Annotated in this window: 20 protein-coding genes, 1 pseudogene and 1 riboswitch; of the genes and pseudogenes, 13 read left to right on the forward strand and 8 right to left on the reverse strand. The window is 65.2% G+C overall.

From position 1 onward, the window contains the following. The first annotated feature begins 285 nt into the window (after positions 1-285). On the forward strand, positions 286-2,292 hold the full coding sequence (locus tag ABD808_RS16180; protein WP_344896972.1) for an AAA family ATPase: 2,007 nt from the start codon (positions 286-288) through the stop codon (positions 2,290-2,292). Positions 2,293-2,630: 338 nt separating this feature from the next. Further along, the gene (locus ABD808_RS16185) at positions 2,631-3,590 is read left to right on the forward strand and encodes an ATP-binding protein (protein WP_344896974.1); all 960 of its coding nucleotides are present in this window, start codon (positions 2,631-2,633) and stop codon (positions 3,588-3,590) included. A 981-nt stretch (positions 3,591-4,571) separates the two neighbouring features. Here the strand turns inward: ABD808_RS16185 and ABD808_RS16190 are convergent. Next, positions 4,572-4,859: a hypothetical protein gene (locus ABD808_RS16190; RefSeq protein WP_344896977.1), complete on the reverse strand. Its 288-nt coding sequence runs from the start codon at positions 4,857-4,859 to the stop codon at positions 4,572-4,574. Positions 4,860-5,109: 250 nt separating this feature from the next. Here ABD808_RS16190 and ABD808_RS16195 point away from each other — a divergent pair, with 250 nt between their 5' ends. The 3 genes from ABD808_RS16195 (at position 5,110) to ABD808_RS16205 (ending at position 7,279) form a co-directional block, all read left to right on the forward strand. Next, positions 5,110-5,988 carry a helix-turn-helix domain-containing protein gene (locus ABD808_RS16195; protein WP_344896979.1) on the forward strand — a complete coding sequence of 293 codons (879 nt, stop codon included), beginning with the start codon at positions 5,110-5,112 and terminating at the stop codon, positions 5,986-5,988. Continuing rightward, on the forward strand, positions 5,957-6,190 hold the full coding sequence (locus ABD808_RS16200) for a DUF397 domain-containing protein (protein ID WP_344896982.1): 234 nt from the start codon (positions 5,957-5,959) through the stop codon (positions 6,188-6,190). Before ABD808_RS16195 ends, ABD808_RS16200 begins: the two co-directional genes overlap by 32 nt. A 288-nt stretch (positions 6,191-6,478) precedes the next feature. After that, a complete protein-coding gene (locus ABD808_RS16205; RefSeq protein WP_344896985.1) occupies positions 6,479-7,279 on the forward strand; it encodes a GntR family transcriptional regulator in 801 nt (266 codons plus the stop codon). Between the two features lie 167 nt (positions 7,280-7,446). Here ABD808_RS16205 and ABD808_RS16210 read toward each other — a convergent pair whose 3' ends face one another. Further along, complete coding sequence (locus tag ABD808_RS16210; RefSeq protein ID WP_344896988.1) at positions 7,447-8,286, reverse strand: GntR family transcriptional regulator; 840 nt, start codon at positions 8,284-8,286, stop codon at positions 7,447-7,449. A 166-nt stretch (positions 8,287-8,452) separates the two neighbouring features. Between ABD808_RS16210 and ABD808_RS16215 the strand changes: the two genes are divergently transcribed. From ABD808_RS16215 to ABD808_RS16240, 6 genes are all read left to right on the forward strand, one after another. Then, the gene (locus ABD808_RS16215; RefSeq protein WP_344896991.1) at positions 8,453-8,800 is read left to right on the forward strand and encodes a hypothetical protein; all 348 of its coding nucleotides are present in this window, start codon (positions 8,453-8,455) and stop codon (positions 8,798-8,800) included. 4 nt (positions 8,801-8,804) lie between these two features. Continuing rightward, complete coding sequence (locus tag ABD808_RS16220) at positions 8,805-9,029, forward strand: hypothetical protein (protein ID WP_344896994.1); 225 nt, start codon at positions 8,805-8,807, stop codon at positions 9,027-9,029. Between the two features lie 149 nt (positions 9,030-9,178). Then, the gene (locus ABD808_RS16225) at positions 9,179-9,907 is read left to right on the forward strand and encodes a DUF2637 domain-containing protein (protein WP_344896997.1); all 729 of its coding nucleotides are present in this window, start codon (positions 9,179-9,181) and stop codon (positions 9,905-9,907) included. Between the two features lie 49 nt (positions 9,908-9,956). Then, entirely contained in the window at positions 9,957-10,151 is a 195-nt protein-coding gene (locus ABD808_RS16230; protein WP_344897000.1) for a hypothetical protein, read from the forward strand. 49 nt (positions 10,152-10,200) lie between these two features. Further along, positions 10,201-10,536, forward strand: a complete 336-nt coding sequence (locus ABD808_RS16235; protein ID WP_344897003.1) for a hypothetical protein — start codon at positions 10,201-10,203, stop codon at positions 10,534-10,536. 56 nt (positions 10,537-10,592) lie between these two features. Continuing rightward, the gene (locus ABD808_RS16240) at positions 10,593-12,344 is read left to right on the forward strand and encodes a cell division protein FtsK (RefSeq protein WP_344897006.1); all 1,752 of its coding nucleotides are present in this window, start codon (positions 10,593-10,595) and stop codon (positions 12,342-12,344) included. A 319-nt stretch (positions 12,345-12,663) separates the two neighbouring features. Here ABD808_RS16240 and ABD808_RS16245 read toward each other — a convergent pair whose 3' ends face one another. Further along, entirely contained in the window at positions 12,664-14,151 is a 1,488-nt protein-coding gene (locus tag ABD808_RS16245) for a recombinase family protein (protein ID WP_344897009.1), read from the reverse strand. A gap of 32 nt (positions 14,152-14,183) precedes the next feature. On the opposite strand from ABD808_RS16245, the pseudogene ABD808_RS16250 reads away from it, so the two are divergent. After that, a pseudogene (locus ABD808_RS16250) lies at positions 14,184-14,618 on the forward strand (TrmH family RNA methyltransferase); the annotation flags it as partial. Here the strand turns inward: ABD808_RS16250 and ABD808_RS16255 are convergent. The 4 genes from ABD808_RS16255 to ABD808_RS16270 form a co-directional block, all read right to left on the reverse strand. Next, entirely contained in the window at positions 14,619-15,587 is a 969-nt protein-coding gene (locus ABD808_RS16255) for a hypothetical protein (protein WP_344897012.1), read from the reverse strand. It abuts the pseudogene before it with no gap. Positions 15,588-15,727: 140 nt separating this feature from the next. Then, complete coding sequence (locus ABD808_RS16260; RefSeq protein ID WP_344897015.1) at positions 15,728-16,096, reverse strand: hypothetical protein; 369 nt, start codon at positions 16,094-16,096, stop codon at positions 15,728-15,730. Beyond that, positions 16,093-19,359 (reverse strand): SseB family protein, encoded by a 3,267-nt coding sequence (locus tag ABD808_RS16265; RefSeq protein ID WP_344897018.1) that lies wholly within the window; start codon positions 19,357-19,359, stop codon positions 16,093-16,095. Before ABD808_RS16265 ends, ABD808_RS16260 begins: the two co-directional genes overlap by 4 nt. A 72-nt stretch (positions 19,360-19,431) precedes the next feature. Next, positions 19,432-20,721 carry an aminotransferase class V-fold PLP-dependent enzyme gene (locus ABD808_RS16270; protein WP_344897021.1) on the reverse strand — a complete coding sequence of 430 codons (1,290 nt, stop codon included), beginning with the start codon at positions 20,719-20,721 and terminating at the stop codon, positions 19,432-19,434. Between the two features lie 42 nt (positions 20,722-20,763). After that, a riboswitch (SAM riboswitch) is annotated at positions 20,764-20,880 on the reverse strand. A 39-nt stretch (positions 20,881-20,919) separates the two neighbouring features. Between ABD808_RS16270 and ABD808_RS16275 the strand changes: the two genes are divergently transcribed. Then, a complete protein-coding gene (locus ABD808_RS16275) occupies positions 20,920-21,297 on the forward strand; it encodes a hypothetical protein (protein WP_344897024.1) in 378 nt (125 codons plus the stop codon). 31 nt (positions 21,298-21,328) lie between these two features. Here the strand turns inward: ABD808_RS16275 and ABD808_RS16280 are convergent, their stop codons facing one another. After that, complete coding sequence (locus ABD808_RS16280; RefSeq protein WP_344897027.1) at positions 21,329-23,512, reverse strand: transglycosylase domain-containing protein; 2,184 nt, start codon at positions 23,510-23,512, stop codon at positions 21,329-21,331. Between the last annotated feature and the right edge of the window lie 438 nt (positions 23,513-23,950).

The raw sequence follows: 23,950 nt of genomic DNA on the forward strand, positions 1-23,950 counted from the left end.
CTGTCGACCGAGACCAAGGCCCGTCGAGAACGCAGGGTGCTGCCATCTGGCAGGGGCACCACTCGTCTGGGAACCGGTGATGGAAACCGAGGGGGCCGACCGTTCCTGTCGCTCAAGTAGCCGTCGCGTTGGGTGACGATGACCCTGACGAAGGTTCAGGATCAGGCCGGGGTCGACTCCCTCAACGCCGCAGCCGCCGCCCATCGCCTGCCACCTCCTGTGTGCTACCGACCCTACCTTTAGGAAAACTGTGCACTGGGCAACTTCTTGTCATACGATTACTTGGTGGCCAAGCTTAGAAGTGTATGGATTGAAGATTTCCGTGCCTACCGTGAAGCACTAATCCCTCTTGAGTCGTCGGGGCTTATCTTGGTGGCGGGTCCTAACAATGCTGGAAAAAGCGCTCTACTGTCAGCTCTTGATGTAGTTGGTGTTGGCGCGACACCACCAAACTTGCCGCACGGCCTTAAGGGGAGTCCAAAGGTGCGCGCTCGATTTGAGCTGAGCCAAAAAGAGCGGTTGGGCTTGCTGGGGCTTCCATTTGTTCGAGACCTCTCCTCGCCTCATACTCAGCGGTTGCTGACCGGGGTTGTCCGGTGGATTGAATGGGAATATTCTTACGTTGATGGTGTCATGGTCGAAACGACTTTGCGCGTGGCCTGGCCAATTGAAGAGGAAGACGAAAGCGTAGTAGTCGCCGCTGTGCAACCCGAAGGGAAGCACCTAGTAACTGTTGTTGCGGCCAATGAAAAACTCCACAAATGGAGTGCGACGGACGGCTATGCGGAACTGGCGAAGTTGCCGATCGGATCGTCTGGTAATTCTCTCCTAGAGGCTCTAAAAAATAGTAGGGGAGGCTTGGCGACTGCCGCACAAGTCTTGTTTGATTTTCGAGCGGCATATTTTCATTTCACTCCTTTGCGGCAAAGCCCATATCGAATTGGACAAACTACAGGGATAGCGCCGAATCTGGCAAACGACGGAACCAACTTGCAAGCAGTACTCTTGCATATGAGCACCAATTGGCCAGAAAAATGGAGGGAATTGAATAGACTCCTGGAGAGCATTGTCCCGGGTATTGGTCAGCTCATGACCCCCATCAATGGCAACAACTTCGAAGTGTTGAGTAAATTCGAATACAGGCGGGGCGATCCAGACAGACTTGTTCAAGATTTTTACCTCAATCTAAAAGATCTCGGCACCGGAGTTGAACAACTTCTCATGACTCTGGTGGTTGGCCTGACCCAAGACGCACGAGTTGTGCTGATTGAGGAGCCCGAGACGGGGCTTCATCCCGCTGCTCAGCGAGCATTGCTGGCACAGTTGCGTCAATGGTCGAGGAATCGCCTGTTTGTTGCTTCGACACATTCTCCAGCTATGCTCGACTGGTCCGGAAGTGGAGCCAGAGTGTTTTCAGTTAGCAGAAGCGGCTATAGGTCGACAATTAGCGAAGTAACGACTGAACGTGTCAGCCTGCTTAAAGACCTTGGAGTGAGACTAAGTGATGTCCTATCGGCAGACCGAATTCTTATCGTCGAAGGCCCAAGTGAACAAGCCGTTTTGGATATATGGTTCCCAGACGTTGTCCGTAGTCCAAGGGTGGCGCTAATATCAGGTGAGGGTGGAGACAACGCACGTCATACCGGCATGCTTCAAAGCTGGCTGAATCTAGCTGATCAACTTGAGCAACGAAAGCTGCTTTATGTTCGTGATCGCGACGAGTTGCCGAAGAGACTACTCGAAAAGCTTGAGGAAGCCACAAGTGTCTGCGTACTTCCGGTACGCGAGCTAGAGAATCTCCTGCTAAACTTTGATGCCATCGCGATAGTAATGAATAGTCGGCGGGGAAAGAACGAGCCGAGGCTGAACGCTGAGTCGCTTGCTCAAGATTCCCGAGAAGTTGCCAACGGCCTTAAACAGGCAATTATTCTCAAACGCACAATTTGGGATCTTGAACCCCTGCGTTACGTGGACAACCGCCTGAAAGCTAAACTGGCGAAAGAGAATGCGGATAGCGGGACTCTGATTTCCTTTGTGCTAGATCGACTTCCTAGTGAGCCTCAATTGCGCCAGCGTATCCTTGAATCCTGGAAACGCAATAGTGATGACCTTGAGGCTAATTGGGAGCGCGATTGGCTAAATCTCGTCCCTGGCGCCGATTTGCTTGAAAAGCTTTGGGTGAAGCATTTGGGCTGCAAGTACAACAAGCAAATAGACTGTGAATCTATTGCGCGTGTCATGAAACCACCCCAGGTCTTGGTGGAAACCCTCAAGAATTTTATGGCGGACTGAGCATCACCTCTCTATCGGTTGACGCAGGGACTCTCAACAGTGGCAGAAGCCCGTCGGCAGTGCCCGAAATTTTCAGTGCCTGAATTGAAGTTTCTTCGACCGGACCTGTCGATCTGGCACTAAGAGTAGTCGCCTCTATCATCCGTCCTTTTTCTCCCATTGGGCGCATTCTGCCCATTCCATCCATTTACTGGCAAAGCAAGGCAAGGCGTCACATATGCCCTGTAGTCAGAGGCGTAGTCGTGGAGATTCGAGTGTGGCGTACTTGAGTCGATCTTCAATGAAGTGGCATGATCTAACAGGTCGACAATGGTTTTCATCTCCAGGATGGGGGATTTGTGAAGGTTGCGTTCGTGGGTAAGGGCGGTAGCGGGAAGACCACCACGTCATCGCTGTTCATTCGGCATCTGGTGGCGGAGGGGTTGCCTGTGGTCGCGATCGATGCGGACATCAATCAGCACCTCGGCGCGGCCCTGGGGCTTAGCGATGAGGCTGTGGCGAGCGTCCCGGCGCTGGGGGCCCACCTCGACGTGATCAAGGAGTACCTCAGGGGTGAGAACCCTCGGATCCCATCCGCAGCGCAGATGGTGAAGACCACGCCACCAGGGCGCGGTTCCAGGCTCCTACGGATCGGTGATGACGATCCGGTCCATGCCTTCTCGCGTCGACTCGGCGACGTGACCTTCATGGCCGCTGGCCAGTTCGATGACAAGGACCTTGGGGTGTCTTGCTATCACGGCAAGACCGGAGCGGTTGAGCTGTACCTCAATCACCTCGTCGACGGCCCTGGAGAGTACGTCGTAGTGGACATGACGGCAGGGGCGGACACGTTCGCGTCGGGACTCTTCACGCGCTTCGACATGATGTTCCTCGTCGTAGAGCCGACCAGGAAGGGCGTTGCTGTCTACCAGCAGTACACCGACCATGCACGAGATTATGGGGTCAATATCTCAGTCGTGGGAAACAAGGTTCAGACGGCTGATGACGAGACGTTCCTACGCGATCAGGTGGGGGACGACCTCTTGACCTGCATGGGGCACCAGTCGGCAATTCGAGCGATGGAGCAGGGGTTCCCGTTCAATCTCGATGCGCTCGACGACGCTGCCCGTCAAGTTCTGCGGCGGCTTCAAGAGGAGGTAGACGCTCAACCCAAGGATTGGGAGAAGTTCTCCCGGCAAGCCGTTGAGTTCCACATCAAAAACGCGGAGAGTTGGGGGAATCGCAGCGTTGGAGTGGATCTGTCACAGCAGATCGACCCTGATTTCGCAATGGGTCCGGGTGCACTCACCGTAGCCTGAGACCACAGAAGCGAGTAGCAGGGTAGGCCGTTAGTCATCGGCCTACCCTGCTACATTCCGGGTGAAGGTTCGGTATCAGACGGACGGGACGGGCAAGATGCTGCCCGTGCGGGCTCCGTTTCTCCTGCCCCAATTCGTTGAAGTCTGCGGGTCAGACAGTTATCGGCTGGTTGGTGCGGCCTCGGCGCTGACTGCCAGAGCGGTCAGATGCTCGGCGAGCTTGCGTGCCTCAGCCGGAGCGAGCGGGTATTCCTCGGGCCGGTCCTCGTGGGACAGGACGACTTGCGGGCCGGTGCCAGGATCTTGGCGCAGTGCTAAGAGCAAGTCCCCCGGGCGTGACTCGCCGGAGGGGACGGGTCCGGCAGGCTGAACGGTGAAGACTGTTCCGGCGTGCTCGTCCGGGTCAGTATGGCCACCTCCGCACCACAGCGGACAGCGTTCGGCATCGTGTGAGAAAGCCTTCAGATATCCGCCGATGATGGCGGCTGCGCTAGTCACCTCCTCTGCTGGAGCGATCGGCTCGCCTAAGGACGACCAGAACCACATGCCGCCATCGACAGCAGACCGTGCCCTGCACGTCACCGTGTCTGCCAGCCGTGGTCCGTCTCCAGACGCGATCACGATAATGTTCGACGCGCCAAGCCTGGTTACGAACCCCCGTTCGTCTAGCGTTGTCTGGAGTCTCGCGAGGAGGCTGTAGGCGGGCACCCTGCGAGGGCGCCCGCCGTTCGTATGGTCAGCCGCCACGGGACACCTTCCGAATCTCCTCGGCGAGGTCCTGAGGAGAGGCAGCGTCCACGGAAGCCTGCCGATTGATGTCCTCTCGGGTCAGCGGACCGCGCGTTGCCCACCATCGGCCCTGGTCGGACTGAATGATCGACCAGCGCGGAAATGCTTCGCGAAGTCGGGCCTTGACGGTGTCGACGTCGCCCGTCAGGTCGAGCTCGTTCGCAGCCGGTTCCGATCGGGGTGTGGGGTCACTCATGCCGCACGGTCCCAGTTCCAGCGGACAACGCGCGATGGTTCGGCGCCCTCATGCATCTCGCCCAGAATCGCTAGGTTCCGCCGCGCCGCACTGACCACGCGCGTAGCGCGTGCGACTTCGGCGCGCGAGACCCATGAAACGCCGCGCGTCCAAGCCTCGTACACGTTCACTACGGCTTGGTTGTAGAGGGCTTCGACGAACCGCTCATCCGGCGTCATTGTTGCGACGTGACTCGCCTCGCTCAGGTTGAGCGAACCGCTCACGTGCGGTCTTTCGACAGTCATCCGCACTCCCGGTTTGGTTGCTCCTCTTGGTTTGTGGACTGTGCTCCGTGCCACAGGGGGCACGGGCACGGAGCACAGACCGCCCCAGGGCGCGCTGGGCGAAGACGCACCCCGATCGAGGTCAGGCCAGCATCCAGACACCGAAAGTGATCATCCAAGGACGCTCCGTCAACCTCGTATACGAGGTACGCTAGCCTCGTATACGAGGTTCATGCAATATGTTGAGCAACATTTTTTAGAGGACGGGCCGATGGCGTACGTGCCGACGATCCGAGGTCGCAGGCTGGCTAGGGAGCTACGGCAAGCACGCGAGAGATGTGGTCTCACCGGCGGGACGGCTGCTGAGCTGCTCGGCTGGACACAAGCCAAGATCAGCCGAGTCGAGACCGCAAAGGCACGCGTGACGGTAGGCGAGGTGATGGAGCTGTGCGAGGCATACGAGATCGCCGGTGCCCGACGCACAGCTCTGATCACCCTCGCACGAGAGGCTAAGAAGCAAGGATGGTGGCACACATACCTATCGGTACTGAAAAACGGATTCAGCGACTACCTTGAGTTTGAGTCAGAAGCCGATCAGTACCAGTCACACGATGTCCACCTTATCCCCGGCCTATTCCAGACGGCAGCGTACGCGCGAGCAGTCTTCCATACTTCAGCCATTCTGAGGACGTCCGAGGAGATTGATCGCGCCGTGGAGGCCCGTCTCGCCCGGCAAGAACGGCTTACCAACTCGGAAAGAGCGCTGCATGTTCGTCAGATCATCGAAGAAGGGGCGTTGAGGCGCGTCATCGGTGACAATCGCGTCATGCGTGACCAACTGCATCACCTGATCAAACTCGGAGAACTGTCGAACGTAGAACTTCAGATTGCTCCCTATCTGTCGACGAACCATGTCGCTTCAGATGGACCTTTCACGCTCCTGAACTTCGCAGACTATCCCGATGTGCTATACGTAGAGCACTTCATGGGATGTCAGTACTACGAGAGGCCGGAGGAAACCGCACACGGTAACGTAGTACTCGAACGCCTCCGTGGATCAGCGCTGAGTCCCCCCGACAGTATCGCGTTGATCCGTCAAGTGACTAGGGAGATGCCTGATGAAACAGAAGGGCACACAGGGGACACCTGAATCACCGGTTAGCCACCTCAGGTGGCGCACGAGTAGCTACAGCGGCAACGGTGGTGGTCAGTGCGTTGAGGTTGGCGCGTTTGCCGGGATGTCGCTGGTCCGCGACTCCAGGAACCCAGATGGACCCGTGCTGCTCTTCAAGTCCGAGACTTGGCGGGCCACGCTCGACGAGATCAAGCGCGGTGCCTTGGACCTCCACTGAGGTCGATCGGCAACATCCGGGTTTCTAGGTATCCGCGTGTCTTGCGGTCTTGCCACCTACAAGGGGCCCTGACAAGCGTCGGGCCCCTTGTCCCATTCCGGAACTATTTCCACTCAACCGGTGATGATGCCCAATTCGCAACGAATGGGGTGGCATCAACCATGTCCAGTTCCGGATCACTCGCAGGCAACGACCTTCGCCAGCAAAACACAATCCAGAGAACCTAGTATGTTAACATACGAGGTTGAACGTATTATGTTCACATGCAATATGTGAGATGATCCGCTCATGGTTGAGCGCGATCCCTACAAGCCGTTGTACCTGGTCATCGCGGAGGATCTTCGAGACAAGATCGAACGTGGGGAGCTGAGGCCAGAGGCCCGCCTGCCCAGCGAACGGGAAATCTGTGAGCAGTACGAATGCTCGTCGATCACGGCTCGACATGCGATAACTGAGCTTCGCAATGCTGGTCTGGTCCTCACGCGCAAGGGCAAGGGAGCCTTCGTCGCCCCGAGTCCGCCCCCACGAGTGGTTCGCGTCGCTCCAGACCGCTTCCAGCGTCCACACAGTCGGCCGACCTACCAGCAGGAAGCCGACCGCGCGGCTATGGAGCTGGATATAGAGCACTCGACGGAACATGTTGACGCTCCTGCCGAGGTCGCTGAGCGACTAGGGATCGACGAGGAATCGCCCGTCACGGAGACGACATACAAGATCAGCATGGCTGGTCAGCCGGTCTCGATCAGCGTCGCGTGGGAGCCCCTCGCGCTCACCGGCGGTACCGAAATCGAGAATCCGCACGATGGACCCTACGGCGGAAAGGGAATCGTTCCGCGATTCGACGCAATCGGATATCACGTCGACACTGAGGAAGAGTTTCTCATTGCTCGCCTCCCCAAGGCACACGAGATCGAGCAGCTAAAGGTCCCTCCAGGCACTCCAGTGATCGAAATTTGGCAAACTTTCTGGGCCGGAGATGTCGCCACCGAGGTCGCAAAGATTATCTTCCGCGCCGATCGATACGAGTTCCATTACCGGCTGCTAATCGGCGCGACAAAGGAGGGCGCATCAGATGGAACAGAAGATTAATCAAGTGCCTTCGTCAAAGATAGTTCGACCACAGTTCTTGCAGACCTTGCACGCGATCTCCTCGCCAAACGCGAGGTCTATCGTCGTGGAGTCTTCAGTCTGATCCGAGCCGCAATAGGGGCACTCCTGTGCCTCGGGTAGTTCCGGCGAGGTGCCGTGTTCCTCGCTCATTTGTTCCTCGCCAATGACAAGACGTCGACGCGCGTTGTCTCTCCCGGCCAGACCGTCATCGTGTAGTCGATTGGCTGACCATCCTCGTCTTGTGTGACATCGATTCGGACGAGAACGCATGCGGTCGGAGTAAGTCCTAGCATTGCACCCTCTGCGTCGCTCGGATGGCGGGCAGAGATCGCGCTCTCAGCCAGAGTCAAGCGCCTTCCCGTGTGTTCGGACAATGCTTTGGACCATGGCTTGTCGATTGCGTCTGAGGTTTCGAGAGGTGTGCCCTCGCCAACCTCGCAAGCTGTGTAGCTGACGCGCAACTGCACAGGACTGCCATTAGCGTCTACGGCCACGCTGCGACGCACGATCGCGCGTGCATGTGGATCGGTCGCATGCAGAGCATGCGCCACTTCGACGGGGACGGGCTCTGACCGTACCTCGCACGCGGACGTCACGACCTCTAGAGAGCCATTCGCGGTTACGACTTGAGGGACTCGGGCGGCCGATAGTCCGGCTATCGGCTGCGGCATCGCGGCGCCCTGGTCCTCAGAGGTGCGCGTGCTCTCCCCCTGATCGGGGATCGCGGCTACGTAGCCTTTCGTACCTTGCGAGCGCGCCCAGCCGGACGCCGCCAGCTCTGAGACCACTTTGCGCGCCGTCGTGGTGCTCACGGTCCATGTGACCGTGATCTCTCGTACGGACGGCAGGAGCGCCCCCGGCGCGTACACGCCGGACTTGATGGCCTCAATCAGCTCATCTCTGACGATCTCGTAGAGCTTGCCGCCTGCCTGGGCTTCTTTCGCGGGGCCCGTCATGGCGCACCCTGCCTCCTCCGTCTCGGTCACGTGGTCACGACCACCCTAACGCGCATAGCTTCATGCGTCATGGTGTGCGCGTCAAGATTTTCGCGCACAGATGTGCGCGCAGGACTTGACGCGCGAAGCTGTGCGCGCACAAGATGGATGCGATCGCGCTGCCCCAGAGCGCGACAGGTCGAGAGGAGTGATCCAGATGGCATACGCGGACATGAACCAGCGGCCTCGGCTCATCGCGGGTCTACGCGCACTTGCGGCCTACCTCGAAGTGCACCCCGAGATCCCGGCCCCCACCACCGCAGAACTCATGGTCTTCACCCGTGGCAGCGACCACGCCAAGCGCGTCGAGATCGACCGCATCGCGGCCCTCATCGGATCGAAGACCTTCGGTAACGACTCGTCCAGCAGCCACTATCGCGCCGCACGGGACTTCGGCCCCGTGACCTACAGCGCGGTCGCGATCCCGAACGCCGACCTCGCCAACCACAACGCGCTGATGTCTTACGACGGCGCCGTGAACGCAGACACCTCCGAAGGGATGTGACCTGATGTCTTCCGGGATCTTCATCCTTCTACTCGCCGTGTTCCTGGCCGGTAGCGCCCTCGGCGCCTTTGTGTTCCTACTCATCGGCATCCACGCCGAGGAACACCACATGAGCCTGACCGGTACGCCCGGCTCCCGAACCACGGCGTCAACGCGCCGACTCCTCGGCGTCACGGTCCGATGCCGTACTCCCGAGACGACTCCCAAGCCCACCAGCCTCAAGAGGTGAATGTGCGAATCCCGAACGACATCCGAGGACGTTCCTGCCCGTGCGGAGCCCGTACCGAGATCGGCACCCGACGGTGCCTCAAGTGCCGGTCCCGCTCCCGTTGGCGCCGCCGCAAGTCCCGCAACGACGAAATTTGAGAGGACGGTCCCATGCCCCCGACCGATGCACACCTGACCGCAGTACCGAGCGCCGTACCCACTGACGACGGCACGGTACGGGACTGGTGGGTCGTGATCGGCATGACCATTGCAGCCGTTTCGGCTGCGGTCGCCAGCTTCACCGGCCTGTACGGGCTAGCCACCGTCGCTGGTTGGCCCGTACGGCTGGCGTGGCTCTTGCCGCTCACCATCGACGCACACGCCATGACCTCGGCGCGCGTCTGGTTGGCCACCACGACCCGTTCCGCTTCCGCACGTCGCTTCGCTCGGACGAACGCCATCGGCGCTATCGGGATGAGCATCACCGGCAACGCTGCGTACCACGCCATCGGCGCCGGATTGATCGACCTGTCATGGCCGATCGTCGTCCTCGTCGGTGCCGTTCCGGCCGCCGTCCTCGGACTCACCGCACACCTTCACGCGCTCCACAGTCGGACCGACACGCCATCCACCGTCGAGGACGCCTCAGGGAGCAGGACGAAGGACGCCTCGTCCCCGCGATCGAAACGCCGGGTACGGCGTTCGCCGCGCCGTACCGATGACGAACTGTTGGAAGCTGCACGGTTCGCCGACGCCCAGTACCGACAGGCGAACGGTCGTCCTATCACCCGCGACGCCCTTAGGACGTCGCTGAGGATCAGCACCCCGAGAGCGACCGAACTCCGGCGCCAACTCAACGACCCTGACCAGCCCAGCCCCGATGAAACCGACCGTTCGTAGGGGCTGTGTTCCCGACCCTCTTCGCCCTCGAAGGGAGGTGATGCACCTCATGAACGTTTCCATTCCGCTCGTCGTCGTCCTCGGCGTAGTCGCGTGGATCGCATGGCGTTTCCTCGGCTTGCGCGTATGGCACGCGGTCATCTGCCTGTTGTTCGGGTTCTTCCTGGCAGCGACCAGCGCCGCGCCGGAGATTCGCCGCCTGGTGGCCGTGATCGTCGAATCGCTCAGCTCCGGTCAGTCCTGACGCTGGCTCTCGGATGTCCAACGCCCCCTATCTAAGGAGGGGATGCCTAGTGACCAACGCTCCGTATCACCCGAAGATTGACCTTCAGGAGGCCATCAGGCGCAGCCGCACAGCACGCCGCATCATCGCGAACACGTGGCCTGACGAATCTCTCCCGACCATCCTTCGTAGAGCCCTCGATACCGCGCTCGACGCCGTTCCGGCTCTCGCCGAGGAGATCGAGCGCCTCAGCACCGAACTACGCGACACGCGCATACGTCGCGCCAACCTCGCAGCCGCCGCACGGGCCTCACTCAGCGCACAGCGTGACGGGGAACGCGACCCGCTCTCATACCTGCGAGACGAACTCAGCGCCCAGGGATACACCCCTGAGGGGCGCGCGTGAGAAATCGGCAGATGAAGCGACACGCGCGCCGAATGCGTCGCAACGGCCTTCAACCAATGGTGTTCATCGACTCCAACGGGCAACTTCCCGACCTCGCCGCAACCGTCATCGCCCGCGCACTTTGGCGCTACCGTTCCGAACTCGGACCGATCGCGCTCGCTCTCGTCCTCAACATCGCAGCCGTTACGCTCCACCTCTGGCACCCCGAATGGTGGATCGGCATCTTCATCTTGGCCATCATCACCTCGTCGGCCTTGCCCCTCGTCGGTGCGCGTATCGGTCTCTCGCTCCGAGTTGAGCGACTGTACGCGGCAACCATCACCGCAGGCGCCGGAGGTTGGCTCGCCGCAGCCACAGCGATCGGTGCCACCCACCGACCGCTGCCTCAAATCATCCTGGTCGGCACGCCCATCCTGGCCGTGCCGTGGTGGGCACATCGACGGAGACGCGCCCGCGTCCGCATCGAGCGCACGCTTGACGCCTGGCCCGACATCTCGCAATCGGTCGGACTCGCAGGCTCCCGCGTGATGTCGACCGTGGTGGACATGTGGGGATGGCGCGCCCGCTTCGGCCTCGCCCGCGGCCAAACCATTCAGGACGCGACCGCAAAGATCCCCGAACTCGAATCTGCGCTCGGCACCTTCCGTGGCGCCGTCCGCGTCTACCCGACTCGCGACGACAAAGCCAACCGCTTCGAGTTGCGGGTACTCAACATCGACCCGCACGCCAACGCCATCACGTGGCCAGGACCGTCCATCTCTACCATCACGGAACCCATCGACCTCGGGCCCTTCGAGGATGCCGCGCCCGCTCATGTCCTTTTCCTGCGTAGGCATGCCCTCATGGGAGGTGCCACAGGTTCAGGCAAGAGCGGCATCATCAACGTCGTCATGGGCAACCTTTCCGCGTGCCGTGACGTGGTCATCTGGGCAATCGATCTCAAACGAGGCATGGAACTACGCCCATGGGCTGCATGCATCGATCGACTCGCCACCACAGCCGAGGAGGCACGCGCCCTCCTGCGTGACGCCGTGGTGATCCTTGAGGGGCGTGCCGAATACCTCGCCTCCACTGGCCGTCGTGTCTGGGAGCCGACACCGGACATGCCCGCACTAGTGATCATCATCGACGAGTACGCGGAACTGACCGATGAAGCTCCGGAAGCTGCGGTCTCTACCGATTCCATCGCGCGGCGCGGACGGGCCGTCGCCGTGCAGCTCATCGCGGCAACGCAACGACCGACACAAAAGGCCATGGGAAAGGGAGCCGTCCGGTCCCAGATGGACGTACGGATCAGCTTCCGCGTCAGGGAACGTAAGGACGTTGACCTCATCCTCGGTCAGGGGATGCTGAGCGCAGGATGGCATGCTCAGACACTCAACGCCCCCGGCAAGTTCCTCGTGTCCGCCCCCGAACACACCACACCTCGACGCGCCCGCGCCTACCTCCTCACGGACGAGGCAGTCACTCAGACAGCCGCACAGAACGCCCAGAAACGTCCGACGCTGGACGAGGTGTCTCGACATGCTCTCGACGCGCACAGGGCGTCTGAGGAACGCTCAGCACCGTCGATCGACGAGGCTGTAGCCGACGCCTCTGAGAGCGGAGAGAGCCCAGAAGCAGGGCTCTGGGCCATGCTGGTGGCAGCCCCTGAGGAGGGTGTCCCTGTGCCCCTCCTGATCAAGGCCAGTGGCAAGAGCCGTAGGTGGGTCTACTACCAACTCGGCGGCCATGCGAGCGCCGGACGTGCTGTCCAAGTCAGCCGTGGACGGTGGCGCGCCACCTCACACGCTGACGACGTTCCGTGATCGTGCACAGGTTCGTGCAATGCACAAGTCTCACGCGCGTCTGCACGTAAGGGGCCGTGATTGCACGATGCACGTGCACGTTTCACACCTCCGCTTCGACTACACACAGTAGGGAGGTGAGGCCACACGGGGAGACATTCGAGAGAGCAAGCGCCAAGCCAACGCGAATGTTGGGATGAATTTTGGAAGGTAGCCGCTCATGTGCTCGCCAATGTCGAACGCAGACGGCGCGCTCAAACCGCAGAGCGACGAGACGACCTCAAGCGCTGAGACTTCCCCCTGCCGATGGATCACGGCAGGGGGAAAGTCGTATGACGGGTCACTCCCTGACCCAACGCGGCACGATACGCGCCTTGTCAGGGTTGGCCCACGTGCCCGGCTGGACCTCGATCCTCTTGACGACCCTGGTGAGCATCTCGTTTCGCTCGTGCGGCGTTGCGTCGTCCCAAAGGTCGGCAAGAGTCGTGAAGACGGACCGGTAGTCCTCGTCCAGCTCCCTCGCTTGTGCTTTGGCTATGCGTTCGTTGTGCTCAGCCACCGCCATCGCCTCGTCTATCTCGGCCTTCTGCTCGTCGTAGTCCTCACGTTCCACGGCGCCATCCGTGTGCAGAGCGAGGAGACGCTTGCGCTTGGCCTTCAATCGCTTGATCTCGGCGCTTGATGCTTCGAGGTCGGTCGTGGCCGCACGTGCCGCGATCTCACGGCGTGCGTCCGCTTCGATCGTCTCCCCGCCCTTTGCGTTCTTGAGAACCCACTTGCGGACGTATGCCTCAAGTCGTGAGTTGCTTGCTACCGCGCCAGGGCATGACTTGGAGTCTTGCCGCTTGCGGCATCGCCAGACGTGATACTGCCGGGCCCCGTTGCGGGCACTGATCATCGTGGTAGTACACGCCTTGCAGACGACCAGGCCGGAAAACGTGTGTGCGACGGTTCGGAGACGAGGGGTCTTGAGACCGTTGGCTATCCGCTTGTCGCGATACCTCTCCCAGAGATCGGCCGAGATGATCGCTTCATGCGCTCCCTCTCGCCAGACGTCGAATGCCGCGATCTTGCGTCCGTTCGTTGCGGCGTCCGGTGGCTCTGACCGCTCACGGATCAGCCCAGCGGCGAACCCTGTGTCCATGGTTCGGCCCAGAGCGGTTGGGGTGAAGAGGTTGCCGCGCGTGGTCCGGTAGCCGTTGGCGTTGAGTTCGAACGTCAGAGACCGCATGGACTCACCGTTCACGAACCGCTCGTAACACGACTTGAGGGCGGGCGCGGTCGTGGCATCGATGACGTAGCCTTCGCCCCTCACGTACGTGTAACCGAAGCGTTGGGCGGTTGTGTGCGGCAAGCCGAGACGGCGACGGCGGGCATGTGCCTCACGCCAGCTTTCTGCCATCTGGTTGGACTGGAGTTCCGCGATGGCAAGCATCTGGTCACGGGTGAACTTGCCGACGCTCGTCGTCGTGTCGAAGTCCTCCGTGACGGCGATGACATGTCCGCCAGCCTGTTCTACCTCCGAGAGGTAGAGCCGCGACTGTAGAAGGTTGCGGCCCCAACGAGACCACTTCCACAGGAGGACGGTGTTCCACCGTCCGGCCTTGACGCCTTCAACGATGTAGTCGACCGACCGACGAGCGAAGTCACGGCCGGACAGGTCGAGGTCTTCCACGCGTTCAACGATCGGGAATCCGTGCCGCGCGGCGTAGGTGTCTTGTTCGTGCGCCTGAAGTTCGGGGCTGACCATCTCTTCGCGCTTGGTGGACACTCGCGTGTAGGCGACCGCGAGAACGGGGGACTGGTCGGCGCGCTCAGGAGGGGGCATCGTCCGCTCACCTGCTCCGTAGAGTGTGTTGTTTAGTGCAGTCTACGAACATCGGCGCCATCTTCCGGTGCGCGGCGGCGCTCGGCGTGGACGCCGCCGTCCTCGCGCCCCGCTGCGCCGATCCGCTCTACCGCCGGTCGGTCAAGGTGTCGATGGGCGCGGTGTTCGCGCTTCCGTACGCGCGGATGACCGACTGGCGGGACGGTCTGTCGGCGCTCCGCGACCGCGACTTCCAGCTCCTCGCCCTGACCCCGGCGCCCGACGCCGAGCCGATCGACGATGTGAAGGCGGCGGAACGGCGGGCGCTGCTGCTCGGCTCCGAGGGGGACGGGCTGTCGTCCCGCTGGCTGCACGAGGCGGACCACCGCGTCCGCATCCCGATGAGCGACGCCGCCCTGGCGCGCGGCGTCGACTCCCTCAACGTCGTGGCCGCCGCGGCGATCGCCTGCTACGGCCTCACGCGCTGATCACTTGCCGAACGAGCCGCGGCGGGGGCGGCGGTGCGTGCCCTTCGTCTTCTTCGCGGCGGCACCGGCCGGGAGGCGGCGCCGTCCGAGCCGCAGCTGGGTCAGCAGCAACGAGAACGCCACCAGCAGCGCCGCCAGCCACGCGATCTGCGTCCGCGCCATCCGGTCGAACGTGAGGTCCTGCGCGACGGGCGCCTGGTTGCCCTGCAACCGGCTCTGCGGCGTCATGTTCGGGCTCGGCGCCGCGACCGACGGGTCCTGCGCGCCGGGCGGCGCGATCGGCGGCAGCGCCACCTGCGGGTTCCGCGGGTCGAACGACGAGTTCGGCACGGGTGGGAGCACGCCGCCCGTCGACGGTCGCGTGCTCGACGAGCCGCCGGACCCGGAGCTCTTGCTCGAACCACCGCTCCCCGACGCGGGCGACGACGGTGTCTTCTTGGTGGGCTTCGCCGGCTTGGACGGATGCCCCGTGGTGTTCTTGCCCCCGCCCGGGGTCTCCGACGACTCCGACGGGTCGGGCGACGGGTCGGGCGGCGGCGAGAACTTCACGGTCGCGGGCCTGCTGTCGGTCACCGGCTGGCCTTCCACCGTGCCCTCGACGGTGATGGTGACCGTCACGTCGACCGGCTCCTCGATGGTCGTGTCGGTGAGGGAGACGACGGTCTTGACCTCGACGAGTTTTCCGTCCGTGTTGAGGAGCCCGCAAGGCTTCGCGTCGGCGCCGCACCCACTGGCGACGTGCGGTTTTCCCTTGTCAGGGACTGCCTTCAGCTCGACCTTGGTGAGATCGAGCTTGGTCACCTTGCCGGTGTTGACCTTGGCGGTGGTGAGGATGGTGGCGGACTCGCCGCGGTCGACACTGTTGTCGGTGGCGGCGACCGTGATGCTCAGGGTCGGATCCTCGGCGCCCGCGATGGCCGTGGCGCTGCCAGTGGCCACCACGGCGGCCGCGCTGATTCCGATGGCCATGGGTATGACCGCTGATCGGCAGATCACTGCCGAAACACCTCCGTCGCATCGCCGTTAGCGCGCATATGTCATGACGCCGAGGGTTCGCCTCGGGAGACATGCCAACACGGATCTCGGGGCCAAAGCAACCCCATCCGGAATCATGTCAATTCTTCCCGAACGTCCTCAACTTCCGATCGTGGGGCCCATGCCTGCCAGATGCCCTGGTCGACGCGGTCGAGCCCGAGATTCTCAGCCGCGGGGGCGCGTCCCCCGGCGAATTCGACCCGCAGCCAACTCTCGTGCTCGCCGACGACGATGAAGCGTTCACCGCGCCACCGGCAGGTCGTCCGGACGTAGCGGAGCTCCTCGACCTCGGACGCCGGGACGACGCGGCGGAACCGTCCTGGCCGCAGCTCCTCGAACCCGTCCGTCGGTTCGGGCGCGTACAGCCTGATCTCACCGTCGGCCCCGGGCGCGGCCTCGAAGTCGCGGCCGAGCCAGCGCGCGACGTATCCGTCCCGGGTCATTGCGCGGCCTCCGTTCGTCCGCCTCCCCAGGCCTCGGCGTTCGCGTCGGGCCGGAGCCAGGCGAGCTGGTCGGGGTCGTACATGGCGACGAACCGTTCGTTCCGGTCGCCGCCGAGATAGTACATCTCCGCCCCGTACGGCAGCCGGACGCTGTTCACCTTGTACTCGCGGATGGATCCGGCGCTGCCCGGCGCGAACCCGGTGCCGAGGAACGGTGCCTGTTCGATCACCCATCCGGCGTCGCCCCAGGTGGACAGCTCCTCCTCGTCCCGTCCGCCGAACGGGATCCGGTACAGGCCGGGACAGTACGCGGGCCACCGGACGACGTAGACGCCCTCGTCGTTGGGTGTGAACGGCGACCCCTCGTACAACAGGCCCAGCGCCTCGTACAACTGGGCGGGCGTCTGGAGTTCGCCCACGTCGCTCGTTGAGTGCACGAAACCGCCCACCCGGTCGTAACCCTGTTCCAGATACCAGGCGACGTGCGCGGGCGGCACGACCTTCTGCATGATGACCGGCGCCGCCGCACGGTCGTCGGGGTCGGGCAGGACCCGCGGCATCTGCTCGGCCCGCTCCACCGGCGGTTCGGCGCGCTCCACGGGCTCCGCCGGTTCGAGACGCTCCGCTTCCGGCTCGCGGGGCCGGGGCGGCGGCGGAACCTCGGGCCGCGCCGGGACGAGTCCGACCCGCGCCGCCCACTCGCTCAGCACCCGCACCTGGTCACCGCGCAGCGAGGCGCCGATGCGCGTCCCCGGGTTGAGGACCATCGTCCATTCATCCCGGGGCCACGCGCCGATCAGTTCGCGGAAGTCGGCGTACACGAACCTGGACTCCGGCAGCACTTCCCGCAACCGCACCAGCGACGTGAACACCTGCACGGCCGACTCGCTCCGTAGCGCCGCGTCCCACCGGAACTCCCGCTGGACGGGCGTCACCTCGGGCGCCCCGTCGTCCGGGATCGGCACCAGCACGTTCGCGTTCAGCAGGACCCGCAGGAATGCGTCGGCGTCACCGCTCGACGCCATCTCGTACAGCTCCTGGTCGATCCGGTTCCCGGGCTCGAACGGCACCTCGGGCTCCGGCACGGCCCGCAACCGCCGTCCGCCCCCAGCGTCCTCGCGCACCTCGCCACCGGACGGAGCAGGACCGGCCTCCGCGTCACCACCCGACGTCGACACCGCGCGCTCGTCGGCCGCTTCCTGCCCCTCGTCGGCACCGGCGGCATGCCTGCCCCGAGACCGCGCGGGCGCGTCCGGCGACTCCACCGCCTCCTCGTCCACGCCCGGAGCCGGGCCGAATGCGGCAGGCGGCGTCAGATCGACGGGCGAGCTCGGCGCCAGGTCCGCGACGGTCGCCGGAGCCGAATCGGCAGCCGCGGGCGGCGTCAGGTCGACGGGCGCGCTCGGCGCCGGGTTCGTGGCCGCGGGCGGGGCCGGATCGGCGGACGCGGGCGGCGTCAGATCGTCGGGCGCCGGTGGGGTCGGGTCGCCGGACGCGCTGGATGTCAGGTTCGCTGCGGCGGGCGGAGCCGGATCGGTGGGCGCCGGTTGGGTCAGGTCAGTGGGCCCGCCGGGGGTCAGGTTCGCGGCGTTAGGCGGAGCCGGATCGGCGGCCGGGGGCGGCGTCGGCCCGGTGGGCGCGGGCGGGGTCAGGTCGGTGGGCGCGCTTGGGGTCAGGTTCGTCGCGGCGGGTGCGGCCGGGGTGAGGCCGGTGGACGGTTCGACGGTCAGGTCTGTGGCCGTTTCGGTGGGCAGGCCGATGGGCGGGAGCGGGGTCAGGTTTGTGGTGGTTTCGGTGGGGAGGGCGGGGGCCGGGGCGTCGGGTTCGGCGGGGACGGCGGGTGCCACGGGGACGTCGGGCGTCTCCGGCGGTGGCGGGGTGGACGCGGACGGCGGGGTCGCCGCCGCTTCCGGGCCGCGCAGTGAACGGACCTGGTCGCCGGGCATCGTCGCGTCGATGGGGGTGCCCGGGTTGAGGACGAGCGTCCAGCCGGTGTCGGGCCAGGCGGCGACCAGGTCGGCGACCGTCGGCATGACGAAACGGGTGGAGCCGATGGCCTCGTTCATCCACTTCAGGGACGTGAAGATCTGGACGGACGCGCGGCCGTGGACGGGCACGGGCTGCCACGGGAACGCCGCGTCGCCGGGGTCGATGCCCCAGGGCGTCTCGACGTCGGCGGACACGAGCACCTGCGCGCCGAGGAGGATCTTGAAGAAGGTGTCGGTGTCGCGGCGGCGGGCGGCGTCGAACAGGCGCTGCTCGATGTCGTTCTGCGGGTCGAAGCTCTCCGTCATCCGTTGGGCGGCGCGCTGGTCGGCCCAGGTGGCGAGCCCCGGAAGCTGCTGCGCGAGAACCGTCCCCCCGGCGGGCGAACCGGAGTTGATGGCGAGCAGCCACTCCCCGTGGGGCCAGTAGCGCAACGCGACGGTGAACGGCAGCTTGATGTACTCGGTGCCCGTCCCGGCGGCGCGGGCGGCCTCGATGAGCCGCTCCGGCGAGGTGAAGACGGGCACGACGGTGGATCCGTCGACCTCCCGGGTCTGCCAGGGGAACCCGGGACGTCCCGGACGCATCGTGTAGTCGGTGTCGTCCGGGACGGGCAACAGCACGTCCGTCGCCGCGAGGGTCTGCAAGAACAGATCGTGGTCGTTGTCCACCGCCGCGCGGAGCAGTTCACGTTCCACGTCGTTGGCGGGCTGGAATTCCTGCCGCGACGTTTCGGGACCAGCCCCCGCCGGGGTTTCGGGTGTTTCAGCGGACGCCTCGCGCGGCAACTCGCGATGCTGGTCGCGGAGCTCCTCCCACGGCGCGGCAGCCCGGCCGACCTGTGGCGGGCGACCGTCGCCCCCCGCCACCTGGCGGACGAACCAGGACGGAAGCCGCGACTCGATGGGCAGGGACGCGCCGCCGCCGGACGCGGGCACGTCGACGGCGAGCCACCAGCGGTCGTCCGGCCACGTCTGGGCGATGTCCGCGAACGTGACCGTCATGAAGTGCTGGTAGGCCGGGCCGAGGCAGGCGCGCATCGCCGCCCCCGAGGTGTACACGAGCACGTGGACGCGGCCGTCCTCCTCCTGCGTCGGCCACGACGGCTGGGCCTCGTTGGCGAGGACACCGTCCACCAGCTCGGGCGGGACGGGCACGAGGAGCTCGCTGCCCGCCAGGAGGCGGAAGTAACTCTCCTGGTCGCCGGCCCGCACCGTCTCCTGTAGTCGGCGTTCCAGTTCCGATGTGGGTCGCCACACGTCGGCCACGGTCGCCACCCCCTCGTTCCTTCGAGCTCGTCCCCGCGCGACTGTCTACGCTACAGGGGCGAACAGGGCCGGAGCGCATCATCACCCGGCGGCCCGCGCGACCGTACAGGTCAGCTCGGCGAGGGCGTGCAGGAGCCGGTCGACGTGCTCCTCGCTCGTCCCGAGGCCGAGCCCGGCGCGGACGGCCGAGTCGTTCCCGTCCAGCAGGTGCCGGACGAACGGGTGGGCGCAGAACCTCCCGTCCCGTACGCCGATCCCGTACTCCTCGGACAGCGTGCGCGCCACGTCACCGGCGTTCCAGCCGTCCACGGTGAACGACACGATTCCCACACGCGGCGCGTCATCACCCCAAAGCCTCAGTTCCCGGACGGACGGCAGCTCCGCCAGCCCCGACCGCAGGCGCCGCAGCAATGCCTCCTCGTGTGCGGCCACCGTATCCCGGGCGTCCGACAATGCTTCGCAGGCGGCGGCGAGCGCGAGGGCGCCCAGCACGTTCGGGGACCCCGCCTCGTGCCGCTGCTCGGGCGCCGCCGTCCACCGGGTCGTCCGCCCGACGGACGCACTGGCCCCACCGCCCTTGAGGTACGGGTCGGCGGCACGCAGCCAGTCGGCCCGCCCCGCCAGCACACCGGCACCGAACGGCGCGTACAGCTTGTGCCCGGAGAACGCGACGTAGTCGACGCCGAGGGCCGTGATGTCGATCGGACGGTGCGGGACGAGCTGCGCCGCGTCCACCGCGATGCGCGCCCCGTTCCGCCGGGCGACCCGCGCCAGCTCCTCCACCGGCCACAGCTCGCCGGTGACGTTGGACGCGGCGGTCACGACGAGCAGCCGCGGCCCGATCGGACACTCCCGCAACGCCCGGTCGGCGGCCGCCACGGCCTCGGCCGCGCTGGCGGGCGCGGGCAGCCGCACCGACCGCCGCCACGGCAGCAGGCTCGCGTGATGCTCGGTCTCGAACACCACAACGGTCGTCCCCGCAGGAGCGACGTGCGCAAGCAGATTCATCGCGTCCGTGGTGTTGCGGGTGAACACGACGGCGGACCGCCGCCAAGCGCCGACGAACGAACGGACGGTCTCGCGCGCCTCCTCGTACGCCTCCGTCGTGAGCTGGGACAGGTGACCCGCCCCGCGATGCACGCTGCTGTAGTACGGCAGCGCCCGGGTGACGGCCTCGTGCACCGCCTCCAAACAGGGCGCGCTCGCCGCGTGGTCCAGGTTGGCGTAGGGGACGTGCCCGCCGCCCCGGACCGGCACCGGGACGTCCTCCCCGATGACTCGCGGAACGGGGCAGCGAACCGGGACCCCCTCCGCGCGCGTCACAGCGGGCGTGATCGGGGATCGGGGGAAGCGGGCGAGAGGCGTGCGCATGCCGGAACCTTCCGGGGTCAGGGACCCCGGGCGACGCACCGGGATCCGCGCTTGCCGGAACGCGGTCCCGCGTCCGGCCAGGTCTTCTCCCGGGGCACCCCGTCGCGGACGAAGGGTTGCCGGCCAGCGAGCCGGGGCTTGGCACTGGCACTCATGACCTATGCGGGATTATATGCGGGGATCAACCGGGAGGAAACTATGGGACAGCGGATGGTTCGGACACTCGCCGGAGGCGCGCTGGCGCTCGGCGCGTCCGTCCTGCTCGGCGGATGCGGCGCGCTCGGCGGCGGGACCGGCGAGGTCTGCACCGATACCAAGGCGGCGTTCCAGCAGTACATCACCCAGGTGAGATCCCTCCCCGCCGCCGAACCCGCCCAGTGGCAGCAGGCGACCGAACAACTCGCCGGACGCCTCGACGGGCTCGCCAAGGAGACCGGCGACGACGACCTGAAGAAGGCCCTCAAGGCGGAGGCCACCAAACTCCACGCCGCCGCCCCCGCCGTCGGCACCGGAGACGTCGCCCAGCTCGACTCAGTGATGAAGGACACCCCCGCCAGCATCGGCAAAGCCTGTTAGGGCTTCGACCGGGCGGTCAGTTGTCGGGGATTCAGTTATTGGGAATGGGGCCCCCGCCGCCCGGGTCGGGGCCGCCGCCTCCGTCGCCGTTACCGCCGTCGTCGGGCCCTCCTCCTCCGCCGCCGGGGTCGGGTGGGTCGATCGTGGGCGGGCCCGATGGTGGCGGTGGGATGTCCGGCTCGTCGGTGTCGTTGGACGGTGGCGGTTCTGAGGGGCCGTCGTTGCCCGGTTCCTCCGTGTTGCTCGGACCCAGGCCGTCGGGTGGGCCGTTTCCGCCGCCGGGACGCATGGACGGGTCGCCGAACGGTTCGGGGTCGTAGCCCTTGATGTTCACGGCGTCGCTCATGTACGTCCGCCAGATCCGGGCGGGGAGCTGACCGCCGTAGGCGCTGACGCCGGGGATCTTCAGTGGTTTGCCGTCGCTGCGGAACATCGCGACCGACGTCGCCATCTGCGGGATGTAGCCGTTGAACCAGATCGCGCGGCCCTGGTCGGTCGTGCCGGTCTTACCGGCGACCTCGCGGCCGTCCGGGAGTTGCGCGCCGGTCCCGGTGCCGCCGCGGACGACCTGCTGCATCGCGTACGTGGCGTCCCGCGCGTTCTGCTCGCTGAGGGCCCGCTCGCCCTCCTCGGTGAACGTTCGTTTGTGGCCGTCGTTGTCGTTGACGGACTTCACGACGTACGGGTCGCGGTGGACGCCCTCGGCCGCGAACGTCGCGTACACGCCCGCCTGCTGGACGGGGTGCAGCGACACGATGCCGAGCGGGAACGAGGCGGCGGTCCGCTGCTCGGGCTTCATCTGCGAGCCGGGGATGCCCATCTTCTCGGCCATCTCGACGATCTTCTTGTTGCCGATGTCCTCGCCGAGGTTCACGTAGGCGGTGTTGACGGAGTGCTCAGTGGCGGTGACCAGGTTGATCGTCCCGAAGTTCTCGCCGCTGTCGTTCTCGATGGCATGGCCGTTGAAGTACTGCGGGGAACTGCCGTTGTAGGTGGACGAGAGGGACCTGCCGTCCTCCAGGGCGGCGGCCAGCGCGATCGGCTTGAACCCGGACCCGGCCTGCGCCCAGTCGCCGAACGAGCTGCTCAGCGCCTCCTCCAGATAGCCGCGGCCGCCGTAGAACGCGACGACCTGGCCGGTCGCGGGGTCGACGGACACGGCGCCCGTCCGGATCTTCTCGCTCGTCGTCTTGGGGACGTTCTGGGACACCGAGCGTTTCAGCGCGTCCATCAGCCGCTTGTCGAACGTCGTGGTGATCTTCAGCCCGTTGCGGTTGATCTCGTCCTCGCTGTAGCCGCGGCGCTCGATCAGCTCCTTCTTGGCCACGTTGACCATGTAGCCCCGCTGGCCCTTGAGGACGTCGGTGATGTGCTGCTTGCGCGGCACGGGGAACTGCATCGACGCCGTCTGGGCGGGGTTCAGGGCCCCGTCCCGCACCATGTTGTCGAGGACGGAACGCCAGCGCTGCTCGGCGTGGGCCCGCTTCGGGCCGGACGGGTCGGCGAAGTTGCTCGGCTGCTGGATCGCGGCCGCGAGGTAGGCGCCCTCCGCGGGGGTCAGCTCCGAGACGTCCTTGCCGTAGTAGGCCTTGGCGGCGGCCTGCACCCCGTAGGCGTCGCGGCCGAAGTAGATGGTGTTGAGGTACTGCTCAAGGATCCAGTTCTTGGGCTTCTCGCGGCCGACCTTCAGCGACACCATCACTTCTTTGAGCTTGCGGGTGACGGACACGTCCTTGCCGATGCCGCCGTAGTAGTTGCGGACCATCTGCTGGGTGATCGTCGACCCGCCCTGGAGTTGCCGTCCGGTCACCGTCGACCAGAAGGCCCGCGCGGTGCCCGAGACCGACACCCCGGGGTCGTCGTAGAAGCTGCGGTTCTCCGCCGCGATCACGGCGGCGCGGGTGCTCTTCGGGATCTGGTCGAGCTTGACCGCGTCGCGGTTGACGCCGGTCTTCGCGATCTGCGTCTTGCCGTCGGAGTAGTAGAACGTCGGGCCCTGCGCGATGGCCTGCTCCTGCGGCGACGGCACCGGCGTGAACACGTAGGCGATGGCGAACGCGACGATGAAGAATCCGGCGCAGCCGAGGAGCGTGAACAGCGCCCGCCGCAGGTACCGCGACCGGCGGCTCCTGACCTTACGCGGCCTCCCCGCTCCGCGTCCGCCGTCACGGCCGCCGTCGCCGCCGCGTGCCGGTGGTTCATCCCGCCCGGCCACGTTCGCCCCCCTTGTCGCCGTTCTGAGATATGTCGGTCTGGTGGGCGAATTCTGTGCCTTGGGCGGATTCTTCGGTGCGTCTCGTCAGCCCGGCGGTCGTGGAACCGTCCCCGCCCGCCGGTGGCGCGACCTGGGAATGACGCAGGTCCGCCTGGTGCGGCCCGGTGCGCTCCCCACCCTCCGGGCCGTTTCTTCCGTTGCTCACAAGCCCCCCGTGATTAATGCGTAACCGACGATACCTGAGGGGATCGATGGGATGGCCGCCCAATGCACAGTCCCATGACTTCCCAATAGGTGGACGGGCAATGCGCCGCCCAGGTTGTCGTGACGGAGCCCCGGTTGTCGTGATGGACGGCCCATCGAGGGACGTTCCGGAACGCGAAGCGGCGGGGACCCGTCCGGATCCCCGCCGCTGTCGGCTCGGGTGGCGCGGCCCTA

The organism is Actinomadura meridiana (assembly GCF_039537545.1).
Lineage (GTDB): Bacteria > Actinomycetota > Actinomycetes > Streptosporangiales > Streptosporangiaceae > Spirillospora > Spirillospora meridiana.

What these genes read in the sequence shown, in the direction of transcription:
- ABD808_RS16195 (WP_344896979.1), top strand. Translation starts at nt 5,110, where the DNA reads ATGGCGTACGTGCCGACGATCCGAGGTCGCAGGCTGGCTAGGGAGCTA.
- ABD808_RS16260 (WP_344897015.1), bottom strand. Translation starts at nt 16,096, where the DNA reads ATGACCCGGGACGGATACGTCGCGCGCTGGCTCGGCCGCGACTTCGAG.
- ABD808_RS16190 (WP_344896977.1), bottom strand. Translation starts at nt 4,859, where the DNA reads ATGACTGTCGAAAGACCGCACGTGAGCGGTTCGCTCAACCTGAGCGAG.
- ABD808_RS16240 (WP_344897006.1), top strand. Translation starts at nt 10,593, where the DNA reads ATGGTGTTCATCGACTCCAACGGGCAACTTCCCGACCTCGCCGCAACC.
- ABD808_RS16230 (WP_344897000.1), top strand. Translation starts at nt 9,957, where the DNA reads ATGAACGTTTCCATTCCGCTCGTCGTCGTCCTCGGCGTAGTCGCGTGG.
- ABD808_RS16255 (WP_344897012.1), bottom strand. Translation starts at nt 15,587, where the DNA reads ATGGCCATCGGAATCAGCGCGGCCGCCGTGGTGGCCACTGGCAGCGCC.
- ABD808_RS16215 (WP_344896991.1), top strand. Translation starts at nt 8,453, where the DNA reads ATGGCATACGCGGACATGAACCAGCGGCCTCGGCTCATCGCGGGTCTA.
- ABD808_RS16225 (WP_344896997.1), top strand. Translation starts at nt 9,179, where the DNA reads ATGCCCCCGACCGATGCACACCTGACCGCAGTACCGAGCGCCGTACCC.
- ABD808_RS16205 (WP_344896985.1), top strand. Translation starts at nt 6,479, where the DNA reads ATGGTTGAGCGCGATCCCTACAAGCCGTTGTACCTGGTCATCGCGGAG.
- ABD808_RS16270 (WP_344897021.1), bottom strand. Translation starts at nt 20,721, where the DNA reads ATGCGCACGCCTCTCGCCCGCTTCCCCCGATCCCCGATCACGCCCGCT.
- ABD808_RS16275 (WP_344897024.1), top strand. Translation starts at nt 20,920, where the DNA reads ATGGGACAGCGGATGGTTCGGACACTCGCCGGAGGCGCGCTGGCGCTC.
- ABD808_RS16245 (WP_344897009.1), bottom strand. Translation starts at nt 14,151, where the DNA reads ATGCCCCCTCCTGAGCGCGCCGACCAGTCCCCCGTTCTCGCGGTCGCC.
- ABD808_RS16200 (WP_344896982.1), top strand. Translation starts at nt 5,957, where the DNA reads ATGAAACAGAAGGGCACACAGGGGACACCTGAATCACCGGTTAGCCAC.
- ABD808_RS16220 (WP_344896994.1), top strand. Translation starts at nt 8,805, where the DNA reads ATGTCTTCCGGGATCTTCATCCTTCTACTCGCCGTGTTCCTGGCCGGT.